General features: G+C 45.2%; 18 protein-coding genes. All 18 read right to left on the reverse strand.

The window, feature by feature from the left end; translation table 11 throughout:
* Positions 1-104 precede the first annotated feature (104 nt).
* Positions 105-545 carry a hypothetical protein gene (locus BLR64_RS25950; protein WP_090719073.1) on the reverse strand — a complete coding sequence of 147 codons (441 nt, stop codon included), beginning with the start codon at positions 543-545 and terminating at the stop codon, positions 105-107.
* On the reverse strand, positions 542-865 hold the full coding sequence (locus BLR64_RS25955; RefSeq protein WP_090719075.1) for a hypothetical protein: 324 nt from the start codon (positions 863-865) through the stop codon (positions 542-544). The genes BLR64_RS25950 and BLR64_RS25955 overlap by 4 nt, the downstream gene beginning before the upstream one ends.
* 102 nt (positions 866-967) lie before the next feature.
* A protein-coding gene (locus BLR64_RS25960) for an IS5 family transposase (protein WP_090719077.1) occupies positions 968-1,743 on the reverse strand; the annotation gives its coding sequence in 2 pieces (ribosomal slippage) (positions 968-1,419 and positions 1,419-1,743; 777 coding nt in all).
* 585 nt (positions 1,744-2,328) lie between these two features.
* Positions 2,329-2,784: a hypothetical protein gene (locus BLR64_RS25965; protein ID WP_090719079.1), complete on the reverse strand. Its 456-nt coding sequence runs from the start codon at positions 2,782-2,784 to the stop codon at positions 2,329-2,331.
* A gap of 28 nt (positions 2,785-2,812) precedes the next feature.
* Entirely contained in the window at positions 2,813-3,709 is an 897-nt protein-coding gene (locus tag BLR64_RS25970) for a YxiJ family protein (RefSeq protein WP_090719081.1), read from the reverse strand.
* Complete coding sequence (locus BLR64_RS25975; RefSeq protein ID WP_090719083.1) at positions 3,706-4,110, reverse strand: Imm10 family immunity protein; 405 nt, start codon at positions 4,108-4,110, stop codon at positions 3,706-3,708. The genes BLR64_RS25970 and BLR64_RS25975 overlap by 4 nt, the downstream gene beginning before the upstream one ends.
* 268 nt (positions 4,111-4,378) lie before the next feature.
* Positions 4,379-4,870: a pentapeptide repeat-containing protein gene (locus tag BLR64_RS25980; RefSeq protein WP_090719085.1), complete on the reverse strand. Its 492-nt coding sequence runs from the start codon at positions 4,868-4,870 to the stop codon at positions 4,379-4,381.
* Entirely contained in the window at positions 4,867-5,442 is a 576-nt protein-coding gene (locus BLR64_RS25985; RefSeq protein WP_090719086.1) for a hypothetical protein, read from the reverse strand. Before BLR64_RS25985 ends, BLR64_RS25980 begins: the two co-directional genes overlap by 4 nt.
* Positions 5,443-5,473: 31 nt before the next feature.
* Complete coding sequence (locus tag BLR64_RS25990; protein WP_090719087.1) at positions 5,474-5,857, reverse strand: 1,4-dihydroxy-6-naphthoate synthase; 384 nt, start codon at positions 5,855-5,857, stop codon at positions 5,474-5,476.
* Positions 5,858-5,883: 26 nt separating this feature from the next.
* Positions 5,884-6,198 (reverse strand): hypothetical protein, encoded by a 315-nt coding sequence (locus BLR64_RS25995; protein ID WP_090719089.1) that lies wholly within the window; start codon positions 6,196-6,198, stop codon positions 5,884-5,886.
* Positions 6,199-6,286: 88 nt separating this feature from the next.
* Positions 6,287-6,748 carry a hypothetical protein gene (locus tag BLR64_RS26000; protein WP_090719091.1) on the reverse strand — a complete coding sequence of 154 codons (462 nt, stop codon included), beginning with the start codon at positions 6,746-6,748 and terminating at the stop codon, positions 6,287-6,289.
* A gap of 110 nt (positions 6,749-6,858) precedes the next feature.
* On the reverse strand, positions 6,859-7,227 hold the full coding sequence (locus BLR64_RS26005; protein ID WP_090719093.1) for a DUF7674 family protein: 369 nt from the start codon (positions 7,225-7,227) through the stop codon (positions 6,859-6,861).
* Between the two features lie 479 nt (positions 7,228-7,706).
* Entirely contained in the window at positions 7,707-8,153 is a 447-nt protein-coding gene (locus tag BLR64_RS26010; RefSeq protein ID WP_090719095.1) for a hypothetical protein, read from the reverse strand.
* A 455-nt stretch (positions 8,154-8,608) separates the two neighbouring features.
* On the reverse strand, positions 8,609-9,364 hold the full coding sequence (gene sigF, locus BLR64_RS26015; protein WP_090719098.1) for an RNA polymerase sporulation sigma factor SigF: 756 nt from the start codon (positions 9,362-9,364) through the stop codon (positions 8,609-8,611).
* A gap of 11 nt (positions 9,365-9,375) precedes the next feature.
* Positions 9,376-9,831 (reverse strand): anti-sigma F factor, encoded by a 456-nt coding sequence (gene spoIIAB / locus BLR64_RS26020; protein ID WP_090719100.1) that lies wholly within the window; start codon positions 9,829-9,831, stop codon positions 9,376-9,378.
* Positions 9,828-10,181: an anti-sigma F factor antagonist gene (spoIIAA, locus tag BLR64_RS26025; protein ID WP_090719102.1), complete on the reverse strand. Its 354-nt coding sequence runs from the start codon at positions 10,179-10,181 to the stop codon at positions 9,828-9,830. Before spoIIAA ends, spoIIAB begins: the two co-directional genes overlap by 4 nt.
* Before the next feature lie 171 nt (positions 10,182-10,352).
* Complete coding sequence (locus tag BLR64_RS26030; protein WP_415841192.1) at positions 10,353-11,567, reverse strand: D-alanyl-D-alanine carboxypeptidase family protein; 1,215 nt, start codon at positions 11,565-11,567, stop codon at positions 10,353-10,355.
* A 168-nt stretch (positions 11,568-11,735) separates the two neighbouring features.
* On the reverse strand, positions 11,736-11,969 hold the full coding sequence (locus BLR64_RS26035; RefSeq protein ID WP_090718575.1) for a group II intron maturase-specific domain-containing protein: 234 nt from the start codon (positions 11,967-11,969) through the stop codon (positions 11,736-11,738).
* Between the last annotated feature and the right edge of the window lie 4 nt (positions 11,970-11,973).

An 11,973-nucleotide genomic window follows, 5' to 3' on the forward strand; every position in this document is an offset into this window, starting at 1 on the left:
TTGCGAAATGTTTTTCCGGAAAAGAGGTTCTCTAACCCGGCTAGATGCTCCGGATCAATCCGGTCAGCCTTGTGTTAGAATCGTTTCGTCCATACACGCCTCCCTTACTTCTCTCCTTCAAAAATCTCCCTAACCTGCCGCTCCAGCTCCGACTCCTCTTCCCCTAAATCTTTAGCTGTGACCATGTACACATTATTATGTACGATCTCCACAACCTCTGCGTCAAAATAAGCTTCTTCAAACCGTTCAAGCAAAGCCTCCCGCTCATCGGCCAATTCCTGCGCATTCTCAAACTCGTACACATGCAGGGTCTGGTAGGTAAGAGGGAAAATAAAGGTGACTTGTGCAGTCGCAGTTTGGCTGATGATTGCGGCGGGGTTCGCAGCACTTGCTTCTTTAAAAATCATTTTGTGTTCATCCAGCAGCTTGTTGACATCGCTCAGGCTCATCCGCACCTCTTCGGCCGGTTGTGGATTGGATTGACAGGCAGTTAGCAAGAAAAGAGTCAGGACAATCCCGCTGAAGGTGATGAATGCTTTTTTCACAGCGGTATTTCTTCCTCCCTTTCTGCTAGATCCGGTCCTTCAAAATATTTAATATGCAGAGTGTTATTTACGATATCCGCCTGATACACTGCATTCGAATCAACAGCCGTCAAAGAGAAATCCCTAATGAATTCCCTGTACATTTCAGAGGTATCAAAGATATCTTGATAGATCAATCTTCGTTCATCATCTACATACAAAATATTAGTATCCTCAGTCAGAATCGGATTATAGTAAACATCTGAAATCCGCATATTCTCTGTATCAAAATAAAACACATAGCGGTTAGGATTGCCCAGACTTTGTGTAATCTGAATCAAATGGGAGCCCAGAAGCTCGGCCGTCGGTTCTACCGGGTATTCTGCTTCAAAAATGGGTTGGTGTGTTTTATTAAAAAGTACTAGGTCGTGTCTGAAAACTCTTCATTGAGTCAATTTAAAAATGGAAGCCACGTATACAAATGCCAAGAATGACTTGGCTAGTTTATCGTAGCGAGTAGCCACACGGCGAAAGTGTTTGATTTTATTGAAAAAGCACTCCACTAAGTGGCGTTCTTTATACCGATACCAATCGACGTTCCATGGGTTTTGACTATTCGCTTTAGGCGGGATGGTGTAGGATGCTTGTTTAGCTGTAATCCAATTCCGAATCGCTTCGGAGCCATAGGCTTTGTCGCCAAGAATATGACTTCCCGTAATATCTAGCTCCTGGAGCAATTCGATCGCTGGAACGCAATCATAGACTTGACCTCCCGTTAGAAGAAAAGTCAGAGGGTTTCCTAATCCATCGACGATAGTGTGCAGTTTGGTTGTCTTGCCGCCACGGCTGACGCCGATGTGCTGATTTACTTCGTGTCCGTCTGCGTTTTTTTTGCACCGGCACTGTGTTGATGGGCTTTGACCGATGTCGAATCAATGCTCAGGTTCTCAAAATCAGGTTCGACCTGAAGGGCTTGGAAGATCGCAACAAGCAGTCCGCTATCCCGCCACTTGCAGAAGCGACTGTACACCGTTTTCCATGAACCATAGCGTTCTTCCGGTAGATCGCGCCAGGCAGCGCCACTTCGAGCGATCCATAGAAAAGCGTTAAACATGGTTCGTTCATTTAATTTTGACGGACGTCCTGTGGTGTAGGGTGGAAACATATCCTTAATTTGATCCCACTGTTCATCGCTTATTTCGTACCGTCTTTGACTCATGTTTGCTGCTCCATTCGTTTTTCTCAAATCTTCCCATAATTTTTAGTTTTCAGACACGTTCTAATGAATAGTTATTTTCATTTATTTTTCTGATATGAATGCTCTCAGTAATCAATCCAAAGGATGTGCATAAACAGATAGTTACTAATGCTGCAGATACTTTTAGAAGGTTATATAACTTCATTATCTTCCTCTTATGAGTTATTTTTGCGCAAAGACTAATAATAATGACCTACACTCCAATTATTGGAGATATATCAATTGAATAGGTCAACAGAAGCTGATAAAACAAAGCAAAAGTAAACAGAAGCAGCATGGATATAAATACGTATTTTAAGATAAGGAGCTTAACAGCGTATAGAGGCATTTTTTTAACAGTGATATGATATAAGCAGTTTCCTGCAATCATCATAAAGCATAACGGGATCAGTTTAACCGGAAGCAGGTAATACCATTGAGGAACGCCCGTGCCCCATATGGATATGCAATATCCGAATAAATACACCGGAACGTAATATTTAAGTCTCTCCTTAATTCCCTACACCTCCGATATTCCTAACTATGTGTAAACTGTACCTCATGATATTACCGCTCCACATCGAAATAAAGTACATTCTGCTTCTGGTCAAAATAAAAATGGCCCGTGTAGCTGGAACTCTTAATATAGGCATCAAAATCATCGCTGCTGCTCCAATGCTGAAGCCTGCCTTTAAAATCATACTGAAGTTTAGGAATGATCAGCTCGTTCTCCCAGACATAGTCCTGTTTAAGCGCTGCAGCGGCAGCCTGGCTCAAAAACACATAGCCCCGCAGCACATAATTAGTCGGCCCAAAATCACCGCCGATGGTGCTTCCGCTCCAATAAACTTTATCGATGCCTGTCAGATTTGGGAAACGCTCGCTGATCGGTTTAATATCGGTCCGATAGCTTATTTCGGCTTGGCTTGAAGAATACCCGGAGTACAGTGAAATACCGATAAGCAGAACAAGTATGACACTTAATGAGAGCAGCTTTTGCATCGTGTGAACTTTTATATTCACTTTCTCTGCCTCCTTTTATTCGAATCGGTTAGGTCCCACCATCAATATCGTGTATTAGACTAAGCAGCATCCCCCTGGCACGCTCATGATCCTCCAGATTTGCTGAAATCGTCGGATAATCTGACAATCTTGGCTGGATAAAAGCATATGCCGGATAGCGCTCAAAAAAGCTTTTTTGTAACAAAGCACGCTGCCTCTCAGGAATCTCAGCAATCGAGTTATGCATAACATAACTGACCGTTCCGGCGATTAACGAACAATATTCACTGAATTCTCCGTCGAACCATCCCTCTTTTAATTGTGCAAAAGCTTCTGCAAAATCCTCCTTCAAGCGTGCTGAATCCTGATAAGGAAATGAGCGGTGTAACGTTTTATAGACTAGTGTCAGCTCTTTACTAGCTGCTGATTGGTCTGACATACTATACTCCTCTCTAAATCCCCATACACGCGGCTCCTCCAATAAAAGCCAAAAATGAACCTCATCATATCCGCTGACCGTTGCTTCAACTAACAAGCCTTTATGAATACTGCGGTGACCGGCATGTGCAGCACATTCGTCATAACCGGCAAGTCCAAGGGCTTTAGTATCTGGAATGCTTACAATAACTCCATGCGGATAAAACACTTCTAAGTAGCCAATCACTTTGGTGCCCCGTGGAAAGGTACGTTTGGTTTCGAGCCAATCCGGCAGCTGCTCCTTGATCAGTTCGTCCCAGATTGCCTCGAATGTGGCTTTGGGGATGGGCCCAAGTTCAGGATCATCTAAAGCCAATTTATGCTCTGCCAGGAAAAACTCATCTTTTTTCACATTAGAAATCCGACTCGCCTTGCCCTCTTCCAAAAGCATTTGTCTATAGACTACGCCTTCGTCATCTGCTTCAAAATACCATTTTTGCCCGTCTGAATCGTACAGAAAGTAGATCATGTCAGCCCTGCTTCAGCGTTTATTTCAAGCAGTTCTCCAAACATCTGCTTAAAAAGTACTCTACGCTCTTCTAATTTAAGTGCCCCCGGATCAAAATGAACCCGCACCATAGCTGTTTCACATTCCAATACCTCAGCAGCCGTTTCGTCCAGGCAAAATTCGATTGAGTCAGGTTTTAGCAGCACCTTTTCGATTCCGCCGTATTGCGACTGAGATTCATCTCTGTAAGTAATATGGATTTTATCAAAGCCCAGCGCCAGGTCCTGTTCATCGGGATGCATTGTTTTTTGGAGGAGAATATACTCTTGGGGCTCATATTGGTCGTCAGCGAAGCCTATCATTAGAACATCATTCTCGTCATCAGCCTGTGCGTATATAAAGTTTGCCGTAAATGTGCTCATCCTCTCCGCCTCCACGGTTCCTAATTTATTCAAATAAAAGATTCATTGTAAATAATTTCAACATCCATACAGGATAACCCTTCTCTTGTTCGTATTTGTAGTCAGATTATGGGGAATGGGGATAAGTATGCAGAAAAAGAGCAGCGTTTCTCCAATTAAGGAAAACACTGCTCTGTTATGACACATCTAATTTTTCCGTTCTGTTTCCAGCCTCATTCTGATAAAATCAACACACTCCTGCATTAGTTCATGCAGCTGATCCGGCTCATTATAAGTTCTTTTTATAAATAGCACCTTGCTGCAACGGGTTAAATCCCTCAGGCCAAATAGTCGATTCATCGAAAAAAGCTTCTCGCAGGTTCGCACGATCTAACCCGCTACATCTGAGTACAGTGCCAAACAGCACCGCTCCCTGAAAATCAGCATCTCTAACATTTGCGCCAGTTAAATCTGCTTTTATCAAACTTGCATTTTTAAAGATAGCGTAGAGGCATGCTGCATTTATTAGTTTGGCACCATCCAAGACCGTATTGCTCATTTCACACATAATCAGTGCGGCCCCGCTAAGATCCGCTTGTGAAAGATTGGTGCCGCCTAGATCAGCATTTCTTAAAATTGCTTTACGGAAACTCGCTCTCCTCAAATCACAATTGTTCAAAATTGCCCTGTGCAAATCATAGCCATCTAAATTTGCTTCAACAAGTGAATCTGCATTTACGGTAATTGGATTTTCGTTAGCTAATGTATGTATCTTTACTATGTCTCCCTCCTCCTTTGACTCATTCTGCCGAGCTCATCTACAATAGTCTCTCGCACTGACTCAGGAGTTTTATTTTCCAGTGTTATAAGCCGCAAAAGCACACTCATTGTCTGCCGGAAGCTGACCGGACTTGATCCCACTTCCCCGTGAGCCCCGGTATAAATTCCTATCGTTCCTGATGGCAGGAGAATAGCGGGATCTTTAGATAACGTATGTATTTCATCGAACATTGCAACAATATACTCCTCCGGAATTCCGCGTCTGACTACTTCTGGCTGTAAAGCAATTACATCTTCAATGATCTCATCATCGTTGCAGCCGATCCCGGCTTGAACCACCAGTTCGCCAGCATCAGACGGAAAATAGGTAATAACTATACAGGCGTAATTGCTAACCATCCGGGCAGCTAGTACAAGCTCTACTGTGAGCGTGCATTGTTTTGTACATGTATAGTTTATCAAGGGAAAGGTGCGCTCGACTCTCTCCCTCGCTGGGTAGGCCTCAAACGGAGGTTCATCCAGCCAAACTCGGGCACGTCGATAACTGCCAAGGTCTTTGAAGTTCATCAGCATATGGGTTCCTCCGGGAAGTTGTTGAATGCATTCATTCTTGTAGTTGGTTGTATCCGCCTTTATTAAGCAACAACTCTTCAAAATCACACGAGGCCACTGCTTTATAACCTCTTTCCCATAACCTTTCGAGCAGGCGTGATATTGTAGTAATATATGTTTCTGTGCGAATACCTTTACTCGGTTCAATTTCAATTAAATATTTTGAGAACAAAAATCCGTCAGGGAGTACTTTCCTTTTTTGTTCGTTAAAATCATCATTTCTTATAACATCGAGGTCACAAATACCATGGACTAAACTCGAATACGGCCCCGGTTGGCCACCAATAGCTCGGCTAATATCAGATAATACAATAGCTCTATCAAGGTCAGTATCCAAATAAATTTTGCAAAACAGATTTAAGTTGTGATGTGGCATCTTATCACCTCATGATCAACGTCCGATTATAAGTTAATAATTTCATCACGCATCTTACATAGCAGCTCCGCTTCATTCATTGTTAACGGAAACAAATCACCATCTTCAAAAAGATTCTTCTCAGCTTCGTCATAACCGTCTGCGTGTTCTAAAACGTATGATTTTAATCCCCTAATAAAGGTTAGCTTTAAATACTTTCCTTCAGATGTATAAACGACGGTATTATTGATTATTATTTCTTTGTAGTTCAGTTCTTTAAGCAGTGAGATTATTTTAGTTTCCGTTTCCTTCCTTATGCGCCTCTGTTTATTCCAAATCCGCCTGTTCATTATATTTATCATAATCCACCCCCAAAGCAACCTTCTTCGCTGCACTTATCTTCCCCTCGCCTAACACCGATGCATCTGAATTGTTCTGTTCAACCTTCCTTTAAATAATCTTCACCAGCACACCTTCCAGTTTGTAATTCTCCAAATTATCAATATCTATCCATGGTAACTCAGATTCTCTTAAGCCGTAAAACCTTACCACAACATCATCACCATCGTACGACAATATTAAATGAAAACTTCTTTCAGGATACTCTGCTTTTAGTTTTCGCTCCCATTCATTTAATAGGCTCAGCGCTGATTGTAATAAAGATACCGGCGTTACTTCCTGCGTAAATAGTGTATTCATATGGAGATGGTTGAAATCTGCTTCTATAGATGTCCGGTCATCGTAACGCATCGCGCTAAAACTCTCCGGTAAGGTTACATTCTTTAGACTGTTCTCAAGTAATACACAATCCTCCCATAGTGTGAACGAACACCAAGTGGGTGCGACTTGCTGGATGTGATCGCTTTTATTAATACCTTTTATATAGCTCTTCATTAGTTTGTTCAGTAGCAATTTTAAGCCTCCTGCAAGTTTATTTACCCAACGTTTGCTTACATTCGTCCACAATCCAACAGTTTAAATTTTCAGTGTAATGAGTCACTCTCGCTTACGGATTAACGCTGCTAGATTCTGCCTAATGCTTTATCAGCTTCTATTTGAAGCTGATACGTCTTAGTTCCCATGTATTTCCGCGCAGTTTCTAAAATCAACTTGTCATTTCCGAGAATTTCTAACACGGTAACTGAAAAAACGTTTATTAAGTGAGCATCTTCATCATTGGATATTCCTTCAAAAAATTCAAAAATGATTTCTAACAGATTGATGTTCCTCTCCTCTTTTAACAATTTTATTATTTCAGGCATGAAGATGTCCTCGATTATGACAGTTTCTAGTACCTCATCGTGTAACGTAATGGATTCTCTATACGTAGCCTCAGTTGACGGTAAGAGCTCTAACATTTTTCTCATAAATTCTTCTGATTTTTCATTCATTAACACCGACTCCACAGTTAATTTACTGCCAATACTTGAATCATAATACTGTATCTGCAAATAATATAGCTCTAATGGACTCAGATGCTCTTATCAGCGGTGATTTACGCCAAAAACGTCTGTTTGGGAGGAAATAACGGCGCTGGGGTCCGTTAGAAATCTGAATAGTGGTCCAGAGTAAAAATAAGGGCTGTACGGTCCGTTAGCAGTCTCCGGCACCTTCTTCAGCTACTGGAGCAGTCAAATCAGTGCGGATGCAGCGTGGAATCAGGTACCAGGCGTGTAACCGGTAGCTTTAACTCCATTCTCTTCATTCCAAAAGCAAAAAAAACGCCCCTCCCCAGGCGTCTCTTACCACAATTTACTCACCCTCGTACGACACTATTAGTAGTAACCCGATCATTAAAATTTGCTCCGATAAATCTATAAATCTATCGGGTACTTTTTTAATTTTTAAAATCCGACAATTCATTCGGGGATTAATGTTTACTTAAATGTATGCTATTAAGTTTTTCTATTCCTTCTTCAAGAATAAATATTATGATTACGTTTGCTTCTGACTTGAGCCCTATTTGAAGATTCTTGATAGTGTGCTTTTTATCTTCTATAAATCTGACATTAGAAATTTCAGTTTCCCCAACAAACTCCTTTAGACTTGTACTTTTATTTGGTAGCCACCCTTCAAGCAGTAATTGCTCCGGAATTTCCATAACTTCATCAAAGTATATGTGTATGGAAACAAGTTTTTCAGTTGTTTTGTCGCTAGTAAATGAAAATTGTAATGAACCGTATTTCACAATGGTTGGTTTCTTGGATAAAGAGATGGCCTGCGGCTTTCCCAATAAACGTTCTAAAGCCTTCCTCTCCATTCCTATTGTAATCTCACCAAGTGTACCCGTTTCAATAAACCTTATTAAAGAAGTCATTCTTTCACCTCATCAATTCTCTTTTTCTTCATACTTTTTTCAACAAGAAATGTATTTTCCCTTCCTTTTGCTGATCATCCTCCTTAAAGGCAGTATTCCTGATCCTCCATCAAGCTCCCAAAAAGCAAAAAAAACCGCCCCTCCCGAGGCGGCTTAAACCATACCGTATACTGCACCCGTCACAGAAATCCCAAACCTTGCTTCATTCAGCTTGCAGTTGCAGTTTGCCTTTAGACTTAACACTTACGCGCTGATCACTTAAGCGTCTTAGCCTATCCCCTGCTGGTAGCTCACACTCTACCAAATCCGGATACCGTATTTCCTGTCGTTACAACTCGAATTATCGTTGTTACAAGCACTAGACTCACCTGAACGCACTGCCCCAACCCTGCATTCACATGCCACTTTTACATTTTTTCCTGTCGGCTCCCACCCCGTTACGCTCCATGCCCCGCCTACTGGGCAATCTGCTCCCGGATGTTCGCGAGGATCTTCTTCTCCAGCCTCGACACCTGCACCTGCGAGATGCCGAGGCGGCTGGCGACTTCGGACTGGGTCTGGTCGCGGTAGTAGCGCAGGTAGACGATCAGGCGCTCACGCTCGGTGAGCGCGCCGATGGCTTCGCTCAGCGCGAGCTTGTCGAACCAGCGCTCCTGCGTCTCGTCGGCGATCTGGTCGATCAGGGTGATCGGGTCGCCGTCGTTCTCGAAGACGGTCTCGTGGATCGAGGTCGGCGGCTTGTTCGCCTCCTGGGCAAACACGATTTCTTCCGGTGTTACACCAAGTGCCTCGGCAACCTCGCCGATGGTCGGCAGGCGGTCCAGCGTTTTGGACATCTCGTCCTTCATCTTGCGCACCTTGTTGGCCATCTCCTTGAGGGAGCGGCTGACCTTCAGGGTCCCGTCGTCGCGCAGGAAGCGCTGGATCTCGCCGATGATCATCGGCACGGCATAGGTAGAGAATTTGACCTCATAGCTGAGGTCGAATTTGTCGACGGACTTGAGCAGTCCGATACAACCGATCTGAAACAAATCATCCGGCTCGTATCCGCGGTTCATAAACCGCTGCACCACCGACCAGACGAGCCGGATGTTGCAGCTTACGAGCGTGTCGCGGGCCAGATTATCCCCGGCCTGACTGAGCGCGATAAGACGTTTGACCTCCGCATCGTCCAAATAGGTCGGCGGAGCTTTTTTTGATTCTGCTTCCATGGCTCCAACCCCTAATTGTATAAAGCTTTTTTGGAGACGATTGTTTTCTTCATGGAAATGGAGGTGCCCCGGCCCGGCTCGCTGGTCACTTCGAAGGCATCCATGAAGTTCTCCATAATCGTAAAGCCCATTCCCGACCGCTCCAGCTCCGGCTTGGACGTATACAGCGGCTGCTGTGCCAGCTCCAGGTCCTCAATCCCGTTACCCTGATCCTCAATGGTCAAATGTACGGTTTCGTGCTCGATTCTCGCCGAGATGCTGACAATCCCTTCCGGATTGCTGTCATAGCCGTGGATGATGCAGTTGGTGACCGCTTCCGATACGACCGTCTTCAGGTCATTCAGTTCATCCATGGTCGGATCAAGCCGTGAGACGAAGGCCGCAACCACCACGCGCGCGAACGATTCGTTCTCCGAGAGGGCGGCAAACTGGACACTCATGAAGTTAGCAGCTTCATTCTTTGTCATAACGCAACCTCCAAATCCGAGAGTGCAGCACTCTCGTCGTCATATAGGGACATGATTTTGAACAGGCCCGACATTTCCAGCAGCCGCTTCACAGGTGCGGTGGCATCGCAGACCGCCATTTTGCCGCCCTTGCTGCGGATTAGCTTGTACCTTCCAAGAATAACACCGAGACCTGAGCTGTCCATGAACTGCAGCTCCTTCAGGCTGAGAATCAGATGCTCGACCTGGCCCCGCATAATGGCTTCATCCATTTCCATCCGAACATAATCGGCTGCATGATGATCCAGCTCTCCATACAAACGGACAATCAGCACGCCCCGGTGATGCTCCATCTCCACATGGGAATTCATACTTGCCACTCTCCTCTTCGTTGCTTTCAAACCACCCTGTAACGACTTCTTTCCCCTACAAGGACAAGGTTTTCTACACGGCAAAGAGTGATTCCTGCCTCACGACAAAACTAGAAGAAAACCCCCATGAATCTACAGAAGTCACAGGGGGAATCTACAAAATCCAAGCTATTAATCAATCGTAAACAGCGAGCCCGCTGTACGTTTGAACAGCTTCCAGAAGCCGGCCTTCGGTACAGCCTCGCCCGCCTTCAGCTCATATTCCTTGATGACATTCGTTCCCTGGTAGACGACCAGCTTGCCGATGCTCTGATCTGCGGCAACGGGCGCCTTGATGTCTTTCTGCAGCACCACTTCGTTGCGGATGCCTTCCTGGGTCACGCCTTTTTTGAGCAGCACGCTGTACGTTTCCTTGGCGGTAATCGGCAGCTCTTTTTTCACGCCTTTTTCAATCTTCAGGGTGCCGATGGCATCTCCGGGTTTATAGATCGTGTGCACCTTGTACTGGGAAAAAAGGTAGTCGAACATGCCCGACACCTCGCTGTTGCGGGTCTTGGTGTTCGGTTCACCCAGCACCACGGCAACGGCGCGCAGCCCGTCTCTGGACGCAGTGGCCGAGAGGCAGAACTTGGCTTCAGACGTATATCCGGTCTTGAGGCCGTCAGCGCCGGTATAGAAGCGCACCAGCTTGTTCGTGTTAACCAGCCAGAACGGCTTCTCGGTATCCTTGCGCAGATAGTCCTGGTAGGAGCCGGTATATTTGATAATCCGTTCATGCTTCAGCAGCTCGCGGCTGATAACGGCGATGTCGTGGGCGGAAGAATAGTGGTTCTCCGCAGGCAGCCCGTTACAGTTGGCAAAATGGGTGTCCTTCAGGCCGAGCTCCTCTGCCTTGCTGTTCATCATGTCGACAAAAGCGCTCTCCGACCCGGCAATCTTCTCTGCCATCGCCACGGAGGCATCATTGCCGGAAGCCATCGCGATGCCCTTGAGCATCTCGTCAACGCTCATTTCTTCGCCCGGCTCCAGAAAGATTTGCGAACCGCCCATCGAAGCGGCATATTCACTGGTCCGCACCATGTCGGTCAGCTGCAGCCTTCCTTCATCCAACGCCTCTACCGTCAGGAGCATTGTCATGATTTTGGTAATACTGGCCGGCGGCAGCTTGTCGTGACTGTTCTTTTCATAAATGATAGTGCCGGTGCCCGCATCCATCAGGATGGCAGAACGCGCATTCGGGGCGAGATCAGCAGCAGCGGTATTGCCGGTACTTTTTGCTTTTTCCTCTGCCGATGCTCCCGCAGCCGCTCCCAGTACAGAAACAGCCATACACAGCACAAGCGTCAATATACGTATTTTTCTCAAAATAGTTCCCCTCCTGAACATTACCTTCAACTCACAGGTACTGTATTCCAGTCTGGTCAGAAAAGCAGGAAATTATTCCAGTTAGACTAGAGTAAAGGGCTGGGTTTAAACCAGCCCCTCCTCATCAAACCGTACGTGAGGTTTTCCCTCATACGGCTTTCCGATGTTCGTCATTCATGTGCATGCAGATCACAATAGCGTTTTTAGTCCATACCTATTGGCCATATACTTAACCTCAGATCGTGAACTTATCCATCTCCCGCGTTGTCTCTTCTTTGCGTACCACCGGGTTAAGCGTTGCAGAATATACCAATCCAGTTTCGCTAATCTCTTTTGGCTGTAGTTCGTGTAGTAATAATTTCTCCATCCTTGAATCTTCGGATTGAGCCATTCTACATGCTCCGCGAACGATCTTAAGCGCATGCTC

This window comes from Paenibacillus typhae (assembly GCF_900099765.1).
Taxonomy (GTDB): domain Bacteria; phylum Bacillota; class Bacilli; order Paenibacillales; family Paenibacillaceae; genus Paenibacillus_AQ; species Paenibacillus_AQ typhae.

What these genes read in the sequence shown, in the direction of transcription:
- BLR64_RS25970 (WP_090719081.1), bottom strand. Translation starts at nt 3,709, where the DNA reads ATGATCTACTTTCTGTACGATTCAGACGGGCAAAAATGGTATTTTGAA.
- BLR64_RS25975 (WP_090719083.1), bottom strand. Translation starts at nt 4,110, where the DNA reads ATGAGCACATTTACGGCAAACTTTATATACGCACAGGCTGATGACGAG.
- BLR64_RS25985 (WP_090719086.1), bottom strand. Translation starts at nt 5,442, where the DNA reads ATGCTGATGAACTTCAAAGACCTTGGCAGTTATCGACGTGCCCGAGTT.
- BLR64_RS25990 (WP_090719087.1), bottom strand. Translation starts at nt 5,857, where the DNA reads ATGCCACATCACAACTTAAATCTGTTTTGCAAAATTTATTTGGATACT.
- BLR64_RS25995 (WP_090719089.1), bottom strand. Translation starts at nt 6,198, where the DNA reads ATGATAAATATAATGAACAGGCGGATTTGGAATAAACAGAGGCGCATA.
- BLR64_RS26005 (WP_090719093.1), bottom strand. Translation starts at nt 7,227, where the DNA reads ATGAATGAAAAATCAGAAGAATTTATGAGAAAAATGTTAGAGCTCTTA.
- BLR64_RS26010 (WP_090719095.1), bottom strand. Translation starts at nt 8,153, where the DNA reads ATGACTTCTTTAATAAGGTTTATTGAAACGGGTACACTTGGTGAGATT.
- sigF (WP_090719098.1), bottom strand. Translation starts at nt 9,364, where the DNA reads ATGGAAGCAGAATCAAAAAAAGCTCCGCCGACCTATTTGGACGATGCG.
- spoIIAB (WP_090719100.1), bottom strand. Translation starts at nt 9,831, where the DNA reads ATGACAAAGAATGAAGCTGCTAACTTCATGAGTGTCCAGTTTGCCGCC.
- spoIIAA (WP_090719102.1), bottom strand. Translation starts at nt 10,181, where the DNA reads ATGAATTCCCATGTGGAGATGGAGCATCACCGGGGCGTGCTGATTGTC.
- BLR64_RS26030 (WP_415841192.1), bottom strand. Translation starts at nt 11,567, where the DNA reads ATGTTCAGGAGGGGAACTATTTTGAGAAAAATACGTATATTGACGCTT.
- BLR64_RS26035 (WP_090718575.1), bottom strand. Translation starts at nt 11,969, where the DNA reads ATGCGCTTAAGATCGTTCGCGGAGCATGTAGAATGGCTCAATCCGAAG.